Genomic DNA, 15,682 nt, shown 5'->3' with positions numbered 1-15,682 from the left:
GGAAGGGCAGCCGTGATCACCCTCGCAGGACTCACCAAGCACCACGGCGGAACGACCGCCGTGGACGCGCTCGACCTGACCATCTCGCCGGGCCGGGTGACCGGCTTCCTCGGTCCGAACGGCGCCGGCAAGTCCACCACGATGCGGATGATCCTCGGCCTCGACCGCCCGACCGCGGGGCAGGCACTGGTCGACGGCCGCCCGTACGCCGACTGGCCGGTCCCGCTGGCCAAGGTCGGCGCACTGCTGGACGCGAAGGCGCTGCACCCGCGCCGCAGCGCCCGCAACCACCTGGTCGCGATGGCCCGCAGCAACGGCGTACCGGTCAGCCGGGTCGACGAAGTACTGCGGATCGTCGGTGTCGACGAGGTCGGCGGCAAGCACGCCGGTCAGTTCTCGCTCGGCATGGGCCAGCGGCTGGGGATCGCCGGCGCGCTGCTCGGCGACCCGGAGATCCTGATGTTCGACGAGCCGGTCAACGGCCTCGACCCGGACGGCGTGCGCTGGGTCCGGCAGCTGATGCGCTCGCTGGCGGCGGAGGGCCGGACCGTCTTCGTGTCCAGCCACCTGATGAGCGAGATGCAGCTGACCGCGGACCAGCTGGTGGTGATCGGCCGCGGCAGGCTGATCGCCGACGCACCGATCGACCAGGTGATCGCCGGCTCGTCGCGGACCTCCGTGCACGTCACAGTCCCGGACGCCAACGCCAGAGCGGCCCTGCGGGACCGGCTGACCGCTGAGGCCGAGCAGGTCGAGTCCAGGGGCGACCAGCTCGTCGTGACCGGCGTACCGGTGCAGCGGGTCGGCGACCTCGCCTACGAGCTCGGCGTACGGGTGCACGGGCTGTCCACACAGCAGGCGTCGCTGGAAGAGGCCTACATGGAGCTGACTGCTGACAGCGTGCAGTACGGCATGGCGGTGGCCTCATGAGTGACGCGATCCTGCACTTCACCGAGGAGCTGATGTCCTCCTGGTGGATCTACCTGGCCCTCTTCGGCTTCGCAGCGCTCGACGGGTTCTTCCCGGCGATCCCCAGCGAGACGCTGGTCGTCACCGCTGGAGTGTTCGCAGCCACCGGCGAGCCCAACCTGTACGGCGTGATCGTGATCGCCGCAGCAGGTGCCTTCCTCGGCGACCACGTCTCCTACTTCCTCGGCCGGGGCGCAGGAGGCCGGCTGATCGACAGGACCAAGCCAGGAACCAAGCGGCACGCCATGACCCAGTGGGCACGCACAGCACTCGCCGAACGCGGCGGACTGGTCCTGGTGGTCGCCCGCTACATCCCCGGCGGTCGCACCGCGGTCACGCTGACCATGGGAGCGGTCCGCTACCCGGCCCGCAAGTTCTCGCTCTTCGCCGGACTTGCAGCGATCAGCTGGGGCGTCTACTGCTCCCTGGTCGGCTACATCGGCGGCAAGGCCTTCGAGGACAACCCGCTGAAGGGCGTGCTCCTCGGCATCGGTCTCGCAATGGCCGTCACGCTGCTGGTCGAGGTCGTCCGGCACCAGCGCCGCAAGAGGCGCACCCCTGAACCTCAGCTCGAGGTCGAGCTCACCACCGTAGGAGAACGATGAGTACGGCAACCATCACCGTCCACCACACGTCGACGTCCGGCGGCCTGCGCGGCGCGGTGGCGTCGGAGTGGACGAAGCTCTGGTCGGTCCGCTCGACCTGGTTGAACATGGTCGGCGCCGTGCTGCTGACCGGCCTGCTGGGGCTCCAGCTCGGCTTCAGCGCGGCCTTCGAACGCGACAACCCAGCGCCGGACCGCCTGCCCGCTCCGCCTGCAGAAGTCGGGGCGATGGCGGTCGGTGCGCTGATGATCGTGCAGGTGGTGATCGCGGCGTTCGCGATGGTCCCGGTGACGTCGGAGTACGCCACCGGCAGCATCCGCAGCACCGTGCAGTGGACGCCCGTACGCCGGAACGTTGTCCTCGGCAAGGCCGTCGTACTGGCCCCCGTGCTCTTCCTGTACGGCGCACTGCTGGGCCTGGTCGCAGCAGTCGGCGCCGGCCTCGCAGCCGGCCGCTGGGCCGACTGGACCGCGTCGGCGCTCGTGACGGAGCTGCTGCAGATCGGTGTCTACGCCATGCTCGCCGGGCTCTTCACAGCCGGCATCGCGTTCCTGATCCGCAACACCGCCGGCACGCTGACGGCAGCGTTCCTGCTGCTGATGGTCGTCCCGCTGATGCTGGGGCAGAGCAGCATCAGCGCACTGCAGTGGCTGGCCGCGCTGCTGCCAGGCGGCGCGGGTGAGGCGTTCCTGGGCGGCAGCAGCGACCTGCTGTCACCAGCGGCCGCTCTCGGCGTACTGGTGGTGTGGGCGGTCGGTGGACTCGCGCTGGGGCTCAGAGTGCTGGAGCGGCGCGACGCCTGACCCACGCAGAAGGAGGGGGCTTCCCAGCGGAAGCCCCCTCCTCTCAGCGACTCAGCGACTCAGCGAGGAACGTTGAGCGCGATGGTGATCTGCTCGGCGACCTTGGCCGCCAGCTCCAGCCCGGCACGCCGCGTGGAAGGCTGCAGCGCCGAGTGGTCCAGCGCACCCTCAGCAGCGATGTGCGGGTCGGTCGGGATGTCGACGACAGCGGCGGCGCGCGACTCGAAGTACGGGCGCAGCTGCTTCTCGACCTCCTTGTTGACGTCGCCGGGACCGTTGCTGACGGCGATCACCGCGCGCCGGATCAGCCGCTGGGCCTCCGGGCCCTGGTGGTCGAGCTCCTCCAGCATCTGCACGGCGGCAGCGCAGGACAGGCTCTTCCACTTGATCGGAATGACCAGCGCATCGGACGCCTTCATCGCCTCGCGCCAGTTGCTGGAGCCCTCGTTGTTGCCGGTGTCGATCACCAGCACCTTGTAGAAGCGGCTCAGCAGCCGGTGGATCTGGTCGAAGTCCTTGGCCTCGATCTGCGAGTACGTCGTGGTCGCGGACGTCAGCACGTCGTACTGGCCGGCCACCTGGTGCCGCAGGTACGCCGCGACGTCGCCGAGCCGGGCGTCCGGCTGGGTCAGCATCGGCATCGCCTGCAGCAGGTCGGTGACGGTGGAGCGGGCGTTGGTGTCGTGGGTGCGCAGGTGCATGTTGCCGCGCAGCTCGTTGTTGTCCCAGGCCACCACACCGCCACCACGGGCCTGGCCGAGCGCACCGGCCAGCAGCAGGGTGGTCGGCGTCTTGCCCGAGCCGCCCTTGGGGTTGGCCACGGTGATCGTCACCGGACGCCGGAACGCCGTCGCCGCGGTGGCGCGAGCGATCCGCTCTACCCGCTCGGAGCTGCCCGGACGCAGCCGCAGCACGCTGCGGACACCGCGCTCGGCCGGGGCCTCCCGCGGGAGCGGCAGCGCCTGCATCAGCTCTTCGGCGCGGTACGACACCTCGCGCTGGGGCTGCTGCGGGTGCTGGTTCGGGATGCCCTGCGGGAAGAACTGCTGGGCGGTGGGAGACAGCTGCGGCGCCTGCTGCTCGGGCTGCTCGGCCGGCTGCGTCCACGGGTCGGCAGCGGGCGGACCTGCTGCCGCAGGCGTCGCGGCCGGAGCTCCGGTGGGAGCACCACTCGCGGAGCCCGGGTTGGCGATGCTCCACGAGCTGGCCTCGCCGCTGCTCGCCTTGCTGGAGCCCCACGGGTTCGTCTCGGGCTCGGGCGTGCTCGCGCTGTGGGCGCCCGCCGTACCGGCGCTGTGCGCACCAGCACCGCTACCGCTACCAGCACCGGCGCTGCTCGGCGTACCGGCCTCCGGCTGGCTGTTGCTGTACGGCGTCGCCTGGCCCGGCTGGCTCGGCTTGGACCACGAGTCGCCGGGGAACTCCTGAGCCAGGGCGTCCTGGTTCTCCTCGGCGGGCTCGGTCGCCTCGGGCTCGGCCTGGGCGCCGGGGTCCGGCTGGCTCCAGGACGGCGTCGGCTGCCACATCCTCCGGACCTCGGCCGCCGCCGCTTCCCGGTCCTTGTGCTGTCCGGAGTTGTGCGAGTCGGTCACGACCTGGGTCCCCTGATTCTCTCAACGAGGCGGTGCCGCCGCCCCGGCTCTGCTGGTCCTCCCGGGCAACGGTCCCGCCGGGAGGTCCCACTATCCCATGACCAAGTGTCCATCCGGTGTCACCCGCCGGAGCGTCGGCGGCCCCTTCCGGCCACGTGACGCCGGTACCCATTGCGGCGTCAGCCAACAACGCGGTCAGTTCACCAGGCCCGCTTCGTAGGCGATGATCGCTGCCTGGACACGATTCTTCACGTCCAGCCGGGTCAGTACGGCACTCACGTACGCCTTCACGGTGCCCTCGACGAGATACAGCCGCGCGGCGATCTCGGCGTTGGACAGCCCGGCGCCGACCAGCGCCAGCACCTCGCGTTCACGTGGACTCAGGACGCCGATCTGCTCCTTCGCCTCAGCAGCCCTGGCCATCCGGCCGCCGCCGCTGCCGGCACCGAGCTCGGCGATCACCCGGTGCGCGATCTTCGGCGACAGGTACGCCGCACCGTCCGCGACCGCCTTCAGCCCGGCGATCAGCTCCCGCGGGTCCCCGGACTTCAGCAGGAACCCGCTCGCGCCGTCGCCGAGCGCCTTCGCGATGTAGGCGTCCTCGGAGAACGTCGTCAGCATCACCACCGCCGTGTCCGGCGTCGTCCGGCGGATCTCCGCACCGGCCGCGAGCCCGTCCATCCGCGGCATCCGGATGTCGAGCACCGCGACGTCCGGCCGGTGCTTCTGCACGAGCTCGACCGCCTCGGCCCCGTCACCGGCCTCGGCGACCACGTCGATCCGGTCGTCGGAGGCAAGAATCGCCCGGACCCCGGCCCGGACCATCGCCTCGTCGTCGGCCAGCAGCACCCTGATCATCGGGACCCTTCTTCCGGTTCGGGACCGGTGGTGGTCTCCGGTGTCGGCGCGATCGATCCGGTCTGGACGATCGCCTTGGACACCAGAACGTTGTCGTGGAAGCAGAGTTGATAGGCGTAGGTGATCGAGAACGGGCCGTCGGGGCGGTAGTAGTGGCAGTTCCAGCCGTCGGGCTCGGTCGCGCGCTGCCGTGGCGGGTCGAGCATCTGCATCTTGGGGAGCACGGGGTCGACGTCGGCTCGGCTCTGCCCGATCCGGAGGGCGTCATACTGGGGAGGCGGGAGGACCGAGTTGAAGCCGGTCACCAGGTAGTAGCCGAGGGCAATGACGCCGATCGCGGCGGCGAGGCCGGCCGGGACGAGGAGCGCGGTGACCAGGCCGCGGCGGGCTCGCCGGCGTACGACGTCGAGCTCGTCGGCGGTGGCGGTGCGTGGGGTGATGACGGGCTCGGGCCGGCCGCCGCCTCGCGGTACGCGAGCGACGACCTCGAACCCGGTCCCGGACCGTGCTGCGGTTAGCGTTCCGCCCACCAAACGCACGCGCTCGGCGAGTCCCGCAAGCCCCGTTCCACTCGACACGACTTCCGCGGCCCGCGTCGCTCCCGTGTCGGCGACCTTCACCACGATCTCGTCCTCGCGGCGCGTCAGCGTGACCACCACTTCGGCGCCCGGAGCGTGCTTGCTCGCGTTCGTCAGCGACTCCTGCACCACGCGGTGGATCGCCCGGTCGACCATCGGCGACGCCTCGGCCGCGCCCTCCTGCACCAGCCGCACCGCCAGCCCTGACGCCGCCGCTCGCTCGACCAGCTCCGCGACCGACTCGTCACTCGGCACGACAGGCGCCTGCGCCTCCGCGTCCCGCAGTACGCCGATGATCTCGCCGAGCCGCTCGGTCGCCGTCGCGGCCGCTTCTCTCAGCTCGGTCGCGGCCCGCCGGTGCCGCTCCGGCAGCTCCGCATCGACCTCCAGCGCGGCGGCGCGCAGCGCGATCAGGCTCAGCTCGTGGCCCACCGAGTCGTGCATGTCCTCAGCGATCCGAGAGCGCTCTCGCAGCCGGACCTGGTCGACCTCGAGCTGCTGCTCCCGCTCGATCCGCTCGGCGCGCTCCCACCCAGCGGTCGCGAGCAGCGCCTGCTGCGCGCGGTAGCGGCCGATCAGCCACGGCATCACGGCGAACACGAGCGTGCCCAGTACGACGGCCAGCCAGCTGAGCACCGAGTCGGCCACCGACATGTCGTGAGCCAGGATCAGCATCAACGCGAGCACCAGCACCACCGCCGCGCTCGACAAGGCGACGAAGGACCGGAGCTGCGTCTCGCGCCGCCCGGCCAGGTACGCGAACACCGAGATCGCCGGGACCAGCGCGACCGGTGTCCCCAGCGTCGCGTTCATGGTCGCACCGCCGATGATCACCGCCTCGGCCAAGATCACCGCGGAGAGCGCGATCAGCGGCCTGGTCCGCCGGAGCAGCACCGCGACGGCCAGCAGCGCGACGCACCCGCCCATGAACCAGTACGGGTCGCCCCGGGAACCGCTCTCTGCGACCACGAGGAAGGACAGACCGGCCCACAGCCCGAGGTCACCCGCCCGCCGCCACGTCACCGTCCGACGCTACACACCGACGACGTCACCGCAGTACTGCCGAAAGTCAGTTGTCGTCGGCATCGACCAGCTGGAACGGGACCAGGGACAGGTTCGGCACCGTCTCGCCGCGCAGCCTCGCCAGCAGCAGGTCGACGGCCTGGCGACCCATCTCCTCCTGGTCCTGGCGGACGTGCAGGTACGGCGTACCGGAGATCGGGTCGCCCGGGGAGTCGAAGCACGCGATCACCGGCGCTGAGCGGCTGCCGGCCGAGGCCGTCCGCGACGCAGAGCCCGGAGACGCGAGTGCCCGGTCGAGCATCCGCGCCAGGTTGTACTCGCACGCGACGTACGCCGTGACCTCGGGCGACTCAGCGTGGAACGCGCGGATCGTCGCGACGTCCGCGTCCACGCTCTCCGGGGTGAACGACCCCGGCAAAGTCGCGCGCAGGGTCGTGAGCTGGTGCGCCCGGAGATCGCTCGGGGAGCGCTCTCCGAAGGCCGCGCGGAAACCCTTCAGCCGCTCCTCGATACTCGACGTGTTCAGCGGCGGCGGCGACACGAACGCGATCTCCTGGTGCCCGCGTTCGAGCAGCCGCTCGGTCAGCGCCCGCGCCGCCGCGACGTTGTCGGTGTGCACCGCCGCCACCGGGATGCCGGACAGGTGCCGGTCGACGAGCACGATCGGGTAGCCGTCGAGCACCTGCCGGAGCAGGCTCGCGTTGTAGTAGTCGCCGTGCACCGGGAACACGATCATCCCGTCCACCTCGCCGGAGGCGACGAACGCGTCGACGGCCTTCTCCTCGTCGGGCTGGCGGCCCCGCGTACGGCGTACGAGCAGGTGGACGCCGTGATCGGCGCAGCGCTCCTCGATCGCGCGCAGCAGCTCCAGTCCGTAGGCCTCCGACACGTCCGGTACGACGAGGCCGATCGTCCCCGGGCGCTTGCGCGCCGGCCGGCTCCGGATCCGGCCGCGCAGCGGCGTCGTGACGCCCTCCAGGTCCGGCAGGTCCTGGACGACGAAGGAGCCCTTCCCACGGATGCGCTCGATCAGCCCCGCCTCCCGCAGCACTTCGAGCGCGCGCTTCGACGTGATCCGGCTGACCTCGAACTGCGCCGCCAGCTCCATCTCGGAGGCGACCCGGTCACCGGGCCCGAGCACGCCGCTGCGGATCTCCTCCAGCACGTGCGCACTGATCTGCTCGTAGAGCAGCGTCATCCGAGCCTCCTCTCGGCGGGCAGGTTGACATACCAAAACACCCAACCCCGCTCCAGACAAGTGCCCTGTCTCATACCAACCAGTTCTGTCGGTGCCGCCGGGCAGGGTGGGCCGCATGGAGATCTCCGGGAAACGAGCCCTGGTCACCGGCGCCGCTGTCGGCACCGGCCGAGCGATCGCCGCCCGGCTGGCCGCCGAGGGGGCCGAGGTCGTCCTCGTCGACGTGGACGACACAGCAGGACAGGAAGCTGCCAGAACCATTTCAGCGCAGTACGAACATCTCGACGTCCTCGACGACCAAGCGCTCACCGCGCTCCTCGACCGCACTCGCCCCAACATCCTCGTCAACAACGCCGGCGGTGGCGCCGTCCTGCGCCCGTGCTTCCCCGACGCCGACCCGGCCCGCTGGTCGGCGTCACTCGACCTCAATCTCCGCGCCCCGATGCTCGCCACCCAGCTCGTCCTCGACCCCATGCGCGAAGCCGGCGGCGGCGTCGTCATCAACCTCGGCTCGACCGCCGGCCGCGGGCTCGGCCCGCACGTCTCCCCGGAATACAGCGCCGCCAAAGCCGCCCTGATCCGCTTCACCAGCACACTGGCGCCGCTCCGCGAAACCCATCGCGTCCGCGTCAACTGCGTCGTCCCCGACTGGGTCGCCACCGACCGCGGCATCGCCGAGCGCGAAGCCCTCCCACCGGCCGAGCGCGGACCCGCCTTGATCCCCCTCCAAACCCTCACCGACACAGTCGTCCGGCTGATCGAAGACGACGCCCTCGCCGGCCGCGTCGTCCTGCTCGACAGAGAGCGCTCCCCCGAGTTGCTCGAGCCCTAGCTGAGGCCCCCGCCGACTGGCAACATTCGCGCATGACGCGCCCGTCGGTCCCTGCCTTCGCCACCGTCCCCGTCACTCTCATTGCTCTCGCCGTCGCCGCCGTGCTCACCGCGCTGTCCGGCCGGTACGGCTACCACCGCGACGAGCTCTACTTCCGCGTCGCCGCCGACCACCTGGCCTGGGGCTACACCGACCAGCCGCCGCTCACTCCACTGCTCGCCAAGATCTCGATCACGCTCTTCGGCGACAACCCGATGGGCCTGCGCGTCGTCGCGACGCTCAGCGCCGCGCTCACCGTGGTCGTCGTCGCCCTGATCGCGCGCGAGCTCGCGGGAGAGCGCAACGCTCAGATATTCGCCGCGGTCTGCACGGCGCTGTCCGGCTTCGTCCTCGGCACCGGCCACATGGTCTCCACCGCGACGTTCGACCTGCTGGCCTGGATGGTGATCGCCTTCCTGGCGCTCCGCCTGCTCCGCACGAACGACCCGCGCTGGTGGATCGCGCTCGGCGTCACTACGGGCGTCGCGCTGGAGAACAAGTACCTCGTCGTCCTTCCGCTGGCAGCGCTGCTGATCGCCGTACTGGTCACTGGTCCGCGCAGCGTCCTGAAGACCTGGCACCTCCCCGCGGGCATCGCCGCGGCCGCCCTGATCGCCGCTCCCAACCTGATCTGGCAGGCCGCGAACGACTGGCCGCAGCTCATCGTCGCCGGCGGCATCAGCGAGGACGACGGCACCGAGAACCGGATCATGTTCGTCCCGCTCCAGATCGCGCAGCTCTCCCCCTTCCTCCTGCCGGTCTGGATCGCGGGCTTCCTACGCCTCTGGCGCACGCCCGCGCTGCGCTGGTCGCGCCCGGTCGCGCTCTCCTACCCGATCCTGTGCGTCATCGTCCTCGCGACCGGCGGCAAGTCGTACTACGCCCTGCCGCTGCTCCTCGTGCTGGTTGCCGCAGGCACCCAACCGACGCTCGACTGGCTTCACGGCGGGCGTCAGGCAGTACGCCGTACGGTCTTCGCCGCGGCAGCCCTCCTCACCGCGATCACCTCCGCCGCGTTCACTCTGCCGGTGCTCCCCGAGTCGGCCGTCAACCTCGTCCTCCCGGTGAACGCCGAGCAAGGCGAACAGATCGGCTGGCCCGAACTCACCCGCGCCGTCACGACCGTCTGGCAGCAGCTCCCGGCCGACGATCGCGCCCGCGCCGTCATCTTCGCCTCCAACTACGGCGAAGCCGGCGCGCTCGCCAAGTACGGCACCGACCTGCCCACGGCGTACTCGGGCCACATGAGCTACGCCGACTGGCCCGCGCCGCCCGACGACCACGACGGCCCAGTCGTCGTCGTGACCCAGGAACGCGCCCCGCAGTACGAGTCGCACTTCGGCACCTGCACCGAAGCCGCCCGCGTCGACAACGGCCACGACGTCGACAACGAGGAACAAGGCGCCTACGTTCTCGTCTGCACCGGCCCGGCCAAGCCGTGGTCGCAGCTCTGGCCGGACCTGCGCCGCTACTACTGATCGATCGGGCACCACGGCCGGGTCAGGGTGCTCTCGCGACCGGCGGGAGCACCGCAGACCAGGTTGTCCTTCGCCGTCGCCCGGCCGTCCTTGAAGGTGACGATGTAGACGGGCTTGTTGACCGGCACCCGCTGGTCGATCCGCCCACCGAAGTCGATCGTCCCGGTGACGCCCTCGTACCGGCGCTGCTGCCCCGCGTGGTCGGTGATCGACAGCAACGCCGGCCACAGCGTCGCGCTGCTGATCGCGATGTTGTTCTCGGCCAGGAACCGGACCGCCAGGACCGCGCTGTACCCGGCGTCGAAGCTCAGCGCGGCGTGCCCGTCGAGCGTGCGCGACCGCTGCGGGTCGCCCTCGTAGTCGAAGAGCTCCTTCAGCCGCTGGTAGAAGTTCGCCGCCGCCGGTGAGGCCGCTCCCCCGAGCTCGGGCGCGATCGCGAGCGACAGGTACTGGTACGGCACCGCCCGGTTCGCCGCACTCACCGCACGCTCGGCGACGTGCTTGGTGACGTCGTCCCCGGCCAGCAGGTACGGCGGTTGCTTCGGGCATCGATCGGTGATGCCGTCGAGGAACGCCTGGAAGTCGACCAGCCCGCGGGCGGCGTACAGGACGGCCGCACCCGCGGCGTCGCACGCGTCCCGGCCGGCCGCCTCCGCGTCCGTCCCACCCGCGCCTTGACCGTCGGGCCGGATCTCGCTCGTCGTGACCGCGATCCCGCGCTGCGCGAGGCTCTCCTGGAGGTCGGCGGCCAGGTTCTGGCTGTAGGTGTCCTTCGGGTCGGCGGACTTGTACAGCCGCGCCCGGCGGGTGAGCCGGTGCCCGAACGCGTCCTTGCCGGAGGCCATCAACTGGTTCAGGTACGCCGCGGCGACCGCGGCCTCGCGGCGGTTCTGCGGCGAGATCTGGAAGTAGAGCCGCGAGGTGTCGACCATCGTGTCCGCGGTCAGCGTCGCCGCGATCGACGGGATGCCGGCCGAGGCGAGCTCCTTGACCATCGCCTGCGTCGACTCGCGGCTCTCGTGCAGCCCGGTCGCGGCGACGATGCTCGGGTCGTCCTTCATCAGCACCCGCAACCGGTCGACCACGAACTTGGTGTGGCCGAGCTGCGGCCCGGCGTTCGCGATCAGTACGCGGAGCAGCGGCTCGCCGTCGCGGTTGCGATCGAGCTGCCGGGCCTGGACGACCGCCATCCCCGCCAGCTGCTCGCGCTGCGCGGCCAGGGCGTTGTCGATCCCGACCTGGTCGGCCACGGCCGCGACGAACACCAGCGTCATCAACGGGCGACCGGTCTCCGCGTGCACCCGGCGTACCTTCTCGTTCTGGGCGAAGATCAGGCCGCGCACGTCGTCGAACTGCGTGCTCGGCAGCAGCAGGCTGTTCGACCCGTCGGAGACACCGACGCAGGTGCCGTCGATGCGCGCGACCGAGTCCGCGATCGGGTCCGACCCGACCCAGCTGGTCCCGTCCCGCCACTGGAACCCGTCACCGCAGCGGCGCTCGTCGTCGACCACGCCGTACGCCGTGTAACTGCCACCGATCACCGCCAGCGCGACCAGCGCCGCCACCCCACGAGCGACCCGCGTCCGCCGCCACGGCGTCGGCGGCCGGCTCAGGAACCGCGCCGGCGGCCCCGCCGGCTCGTTCTCGTCCCGCGCGTGCACGGTGATCGGGATGATCCAGGCAACGATCTCCCGCCGCCGGCTCAACGCCTCGATCCGCTCGTTCCACCCCTGCACCAGCTCCGCCGGGGTCTTGCTCTCCAACGACGAGTCCTCGGCCGGCGGCTCCGCCAACGGCGGCACGAGGCGGCTGGACGTGATCAGCAGCAGCGGGTCGAACGTGCGCGTCGCGTTCCGTACGTCCGCGACGGTCCGGATCAGCGGGTAGCCGCCGTTGTCGCGCGTGATCCCGTCGAGCAGCACGATCGGGAAGGTCGTGCGGTACCTGCGGAGCAGACCGCGGCGAGGATAGGCCTCCCGAAGATCCTGCAAGAACGCGCCGACGAGCAGCCGCGCGATCTGTCCCGGATCCTGCGACCGCCACTGGTGAGCGGTGATCCGGTACGCGAGCTCCGCGAAGCTGTCGTCGCCACGCGGCAGGAAGTCCTGGTTCCGAAACCAGCGGTAGCGCCCCGGGATCCGACCGCTGTGCAGGACTCGTAGGAATCCCATCACCACGAACAGCAGCCCCGCAGCGACGAACCGCGGCAGACTCTCCACGGCGTACCGGGCAGCCGCCGCGCCGTCATCCCCCGCGGTCGCGAGCGTCCGCCGAAACATCCGGCCGCTGATCGCCGGCGGCCCACCTTCAGGCTCCGGCACCTCGATCTTCATCAACCAGTTGACGAGAAAGAACCGCCGAAACTTGTAGTTGCCGCCGTTCCCCGTCCCCAACTGCCCGGTCACAGCCGCCAGCACCGTCCGCAGCTGCTCGACGTCCTTCACATCGATCGGCGCCAGATCATGATCCGCATCCGACCGCGTGGTCCGGTGCGACCCCAGATCGACGTACCCGAACGGCACCGGCTTCTGCCGCCGATCCCGCGGCCGCAGTTGCTCCCCGATCCCTGCCAGCAGGCCCGGCCGCTGATGCAACGTCGGCTGCACACAAGCCAACATCGGCGGCGTGTCCTCCCGCCCCAACCACTTCCGCCACCGCCGATACCGCAACCGCACCAGCTCAACCAGCGCCTCGAACCCCTCGAACCCGCCCCCAGCAGCGCCAGACACATGCCCCCCAGAAGTCATCCGCGTGACCCTCACTGATCACCGCGCGAAACCTATCCTGCCCGGGGAGTTACCGGACAGAACGCGATGGTCGGTGCAAAGTCCCATCGGGCGATGTTGTTTGCGCGCGCCCGCCGCGCCGCCGCCGATCTGTCCGCTGCGTTGCGGCGGACACCCGCTGGTGTGCTGAAGTGCTGATGCGGCCGACATGGCTGCTTGTGGCTGAGGTTCTACCGGCCGGGAGTTCGCGGGTGGGTTGCTCCGGCGGGCAACTACAGGTGCCGAGCGGAGCGAAGGCCCCTGGCCGCCCGCCCACGGCCGAGGCGCCCGCTCCGCCGCTGGTCTGTCCGCTGCGTTCCGGCGTACACCGGCTGGTGTCCTGAAGTGCTGATGCGGCCGACACGGCTGCTGGTGGCTGAGGCTGTACCGGCCGGGAGTTCGCGGGTGGGTTGGTCCGGTGAGCAACCGCAGCGCCGAGCGGAGCGAAAGTCCCCTGGCAGACCGCCCCAGCCAGGCACCGCCGAGCGAAGCGAAGGCGAACCCGACAGGCAACCCCGGCCACAGCAGCCGAGCGAAGCGAAGGCTCAGGGGGTGCGGGTGGCGAAGCCCCCGCAACGCGGCAAGCGAAGCGCAGCCGCACAAATGACGGAAGCGGCCCGGCTCGCGCTTTCCGCGAGCACAGACCGCTGCCGATGACGTGGACGATACTGGGATCGAACCAGTGACCTCTTCCGTGTCAGGGAAGCGCGCTACCGCTGCGCCAATCGTCCAGGTGTTGAGTTGTTCAGAGGTGGAGACGGGATTCGAACCCGTGTACACGGCTTTGCAGGCCGTTGCCTCGCCTCTCGGCCACTCCACCAGGTGAGAAAGCTGGCCTGCCGGATACCCTCTCCGAGCGGACGACCGGGTTCGAACCGGCGACCTCAACCTTGGCAAGGTTGCGCTCTACCAACTGAGCTACGTCCGCGTTGCGACCGGTTTTTCGTTCCCCGGCGCGAGAAGAACAGTAGCCCATCCAGGCGTGAGAACAAAAATCGGGGTACCCCTTCGTCACCCTGCGTTCACCGCCTGATCACGCCGCTCACGCCGAAATCCCAACGGTGTAAGACGAATCGGCGTACCGAGAGCTACTGTGTGGGCCGTTGGAAGGAGCAGGAATGATCGTCTGGCTCAACGGGGCCGTACTGCCGGACCCGGCCTCGACGGGGTTGTCGGTGCTGGATCACGGGCTGACCACGGGTGACGGTGTCTTCGAGACGCTGAAGATCGTCGACGGGCAGCCGTTCGCGGTGACCAAGCACCTGGAGCGGCTGGTCCGCTCCGCGACCGGGCTGGGGCTGCCGGCACCGGATGTCGCCCAGGTCGAGGACGCGATCGCGACCGTGGTGAAGGCCGACCCGGACATCGCGTTCGGCCGGCTGCGGATCACGTACACCGGCGGCGTCTCGCCGCTGTCGTCGGATCGCGGCACCACCGGCCCGACGCTCGTCGTCGCCTCGCAGGCGATCACCGCGCCGGCACCGACCTCGGCGATCGTCACGGTCCCGTGGGTCCGCAACGAGCGCAGCGCGGTCGCCGGGCTGAAGACCACGTCGTACGCCGAGAACGTCCGCGCCCTCGCCTACGCGAAGGAGCGCGGCGCCAGCGAGGCGATCTTCGCGAACACCGTCGGTGACCTGTGCGAGGGCACCGGCTCGAACATCTTCTGCGTGTACGACGGTGAGCTCGTCACGCCGACGCTCGAGTCGGGCGCGCTGGCCGGTGTCACCCGCGGGCTGGTGATCGCGTGGTTCGGCGCGGTCGAGCGCGACGTACCGCTGGCCAAGCTGGCCGAGGCGGACGAGATCTTCCTCACCTCGACGACCCGCGACGTGCAGGCGATCCACCGCGCCGACGAGCGCGACCTGGCCGCGCCGGGCGAGGTCACGGCGGCGGTCGCGAAGGTGTTCGCCGAGCGGTCCGCGGAGGACGTCGACCCGTAGGCCGTACGCCGTACAGGCAGAACGAGAAGCCGCGCCGGTGCTCACACCGGCGCGGCTTCGTCGCGTACGTCGTACGAGGAGCTGCTACTCCCCCGACGCCTTGCGGCGTTCCCGGTACGCCGCGACGTGCAGGCGGTTGCCGCAGGTGCGCGCGTCGCAGTACCGCTTGGACCGGTTCCGCGACAGGTCGATCAACGCGTCGTCGCAGTCCGGTGCCTCGCAGCGGCGGAGCCGTTCGCGTTCGCCGGCCGAGATCACCTGGGCGAGCGCGATCCCGCACTCGACCGTGATCCGGCAGGTCAGCGACGCGCCGTCGCGCGAGTAGTGGATGTGCCACGGGTGACCGTCGTGGTTGGTCAGCCGCGGCGTGGTCGTACCGCGCGCGACGATCGCGTTGATCATCGCCGCCGCCTCCGCGTCCGAACCGGTCGTGAACACCGGCGAGAACAACGGCCGCAGATCCCGGACCTCCTGCAGGTCCGTCTCGGTGAGCGTCCCGACCGCGCTGAACTCACGCTCCTGGACGAACTTCTCCAGATCCTCGAGCGAGTCCATCGTGTCGACCTGGCTGTTCGGCCCGGGCAGCGTGTTCACCAGCCGGACCAGCGTGCCGAGCGCGTGCTCGGTGTCGTGCGAGAAAGTCACAATCACGTCTCCAACGCGACGGGGTCTCCGTCCTGCAGCAAGAGTAGCCCGGCCGGTTTCGTACGTCGCCGTTCCATGCGCTATGGTTTCTCCCGAGCAACACCAGCAACACGAAAACCCGACGGGCGATTGGCGCAGTGGTAGCGCGCTTCGTTCACACCGAAGAGGTCACTGGTTCGAACCCAGTATCGCCCACGTCATCGGCGGCGGCTCGTGTCCACGGAAAGCGTGGACCGGGCCGCTTCCGTCATTTTGTGCGGCTGCGCTTCGCTTGCCGCGTTGCGGGGGCTCCGCCACCCGCACCCCCTGCGCCTTCGCTTCGCTCGGCTGCTGTGGCTGGGGTGGTCTGGCGGG

General features: G+C 70.5%; 12 protein-coding genes and 4 tRNA genes. 7 read left to right on the top strand and 9 right to left on the bottom strand.

Annotation, left to right across the window (positions count from 1 at the left end; genetic code table 11):
* The first annotated feature begins 12 nt into the window (after window positions 1–12).
* From AB0M01_RS27140 to AB0M01_RS27130, 3 genes are read left to right on the top strand one after another with little or no spacing between them, the layout of a single operon-like run.
* Window positions 13–930, top strand: a complete 918-nt coding sequence (locus tag AB0M01_RS27140) for an ATP-binding cassette domain-containing protein (protein ID WP_363674274.1) — start codon at window positions 13–15, stop codon at window positions 928–930.
* Entirely contained in the window at window positions 927–1,574 is a 648-nt protein-coding gene (locus AB0M01_RS27135; RefSeq protein ID WP_363674272.1) for a DedA family protein, read from the top strand. The genes AB0M01_RS27140 and AB0M01_RS27135 overlap by 4 nt, the downstream gene beginning before the upstream one ends.
* The gene (locus AB0M01_RS27130) at window positions 1,571–2,377 is read left to right on the top strand and encodes an ABC transporter permease (RefSeq protein ID WP_363674270.1); all 807 of its coding nucleotides are present in this window, start codon (window positions 1,571–1,573) and stop codon (window positions 2,375–2,377) included. Before AB0M01_RS27135 ends, AB0M01_RS27130 begins: the two co-directional genes overlap by 4 nt.
* 59 nt (window positions 2,378–2,436) lie before the next feature.
* Here AB0M01_RS27130 and AB0M01_RS27125 read toward each other — a convergent pair whose 3' ends face one another.
* The 4 genes from AB0M01_RS27125 to AB0M01_RS27110 all read right to left on the bottom strand — a co-directional run bounded on the left by AB0M01_RS27125 (window position 2,437) and on the right by AB0M01_RS27110 (window position 7,626).
* On the bottom strand, window positions 2,437–3,969 hold the full coding sequence (locus AB0M01_RS27125; protein ID WP_363674268.1) for an AAA family ATPase: 1,533 nt from the start codon (window positions 3,967–3,969) through the stop codon (window positions 2,437–2,439).
* Window positions 3,970–4,164: 195 nt separating this feature from the next.
* Window positions 4,165–4,827 (bottom strand): response regulator transcription factor, encoded by a 663-nt coding sequence (locus AB0M01_RS27120; protein ID WP_363674266.1) that lies wholly within the window; start codon window positions 4,825–4,827, stop codon window positions 4,165–4,167.
* Window positions 4,824–6,428: a histidine kinase gene (locus AB0M01_RS27115; protein WP_363674264.1), complete on the bottom strand. Its 1,605-nt coding sequence runs from the start codon at window positions 6,426–6,428 to the stop codon at window positions 4,824–4,826. The genes AB0M01_RS27120 and AB0M01_RS27115 overlap by 4 nt, the downstream gene beginning before the upstream one ends.
* Before the next feature lie 46 nt (window positions 6,429–6,474).
* Window positions 6,475–7,626 carry a GntR family transcriptional regulator gene (locus AB0M01_RS27110; RefSeq protein ID WP_363674262.1) on the bottom strand — a complete coding sequence of 384 codons (1,152 nt, stop codon included), beginning with the start codon at window positions 7,624–7,626 and terminating at the stop codon, window positions 6,475–6,477.
* Window positions 7,627–7,741: 115 nt separating this feature from the next.
* Here AB0M01_RS27110 and AB0M01_RS27105 point away from each other — a divergent pair, with 115 nt between their 5' ends.
* On the top strand, window positions 7,742–8,458 hold the full coding sequence (locus tag AB0M01_RS27105) for an SDR family NAD(P)-dependent oxidoreductase (protein WP_363674260.1): 717 nt from the start codon (window positions 7,742–7,744) through the stop codon (window positions 8,456–8,458).
* 32 nt (window positions 8,459–8,490) lie between these two features.
* Entirely contained in the window at window positions 8,491–9,975 is a 1,485-nt protein-coding gene (locus tag AB0M01_RS27100) for a glycosyltransferase family 39 protein (RefSeq protein ID WP_363674258.1), read from the top strand.
* Here the strand turns inward: AB0M01_RS27100 and AB0M01_RS27095 are convergent.
* From AB0M01_RS27095 to AB0M01_RS27080, 4 genes are all read right to left on the bottom strand, one after another.
* Window positions 9,969–12,722 carry a hypothetical protein gene (locus AB0M01_RS27095; RefSeq protein WP_363674256.1) on the bottom strand — a complete coding sequence of 918 codons (2,754 nt, stop codon included), beginning with the start codon at window positions 12,720–12,722 and terminating at the stop codon, window positions 9,969–9,971. The genes AB0M01_RS27100 and AB0M01_RS27095 overlap by 7 nt on opposite strands.
* A 677-nt stretch (window positions 12,723–13,399) precedes the next feature.
* Window positions 13,400–13,471, bottom strand: a tRNA-Val gene (locus tag AB0M01_RS27090).
* An 18-nt stretch (window positions 13,472–13,489) separates the two neighbouring features.
* A tRNA-Cys gene (locus AB0M01_RS27085) sits at window positions 13,490–13,560 on the bottom strand.
* Between the two features lie 35 nt (window positions 13,561–13,595).
* A tRNA-Gly gene (locus AB0M01_RS27080) sits at window positions 13,596–13,668 on the bottom strand.
* Window positions 13,669–13,858: 190 nt separating this feature from the next.
* On the opposite strand from AB0M01_RS27080, the gene AB0M01_RS27075 reads away from it, so the two are divergent.
* Window positions 13,859–14,683, top strand: a complete 825-nt coding sequence (locus AB0M01_RS27075) for an aminotransferase class IV (RefSeq protein ID WP_363674254.1) — start codon at window positions 13,859–13,861, stop codon at window positions 14,681–14,683.
* 84 nt (window positions 14,684–14,767) lie between these two features.
* On the opposite strand, the gene AB0M01_RS27070 is transcribed toward AB0M01_RS27075, so the two are convergent.
* Window positions 14,768–15,328 (bottom strand): CGNR zinc finger domain-containing protein, encoded by a 561-nt coding sequence (locus AB0M01_RS27070; protein ID WP_363674252.1) that lies wholly within the window; start codon window positions 15,326–15,328, stop codon window positions 14,768–14,770.
* Between the two features lie 123 nt (window positions 15,329–15,451).
* On the opposite strand from AB0M01_RS27070, the gene AB0M01_RS27065 reads away from it, so the two are divergent.
* Window positions 15,452–15,523: transfer RNA gene (locus AB0M01_RS27065), tRNA-Val, on the top strand.
* Window positions 15,524–15,682: the final 159 nt, after the last annotated feature.

Origin of the sequence: Kribbella sp. NPDC051770 (assembly GCF_040681455.1) — a bacterium.
GTDB lineage: Bacteria > Actinomycetota > Actinomycetes > Propionibacteriales > Kribbellaceae > Kribbella.
This window is presented reverse-complemented; position numbering and strand designations above follow the sequence as displayed.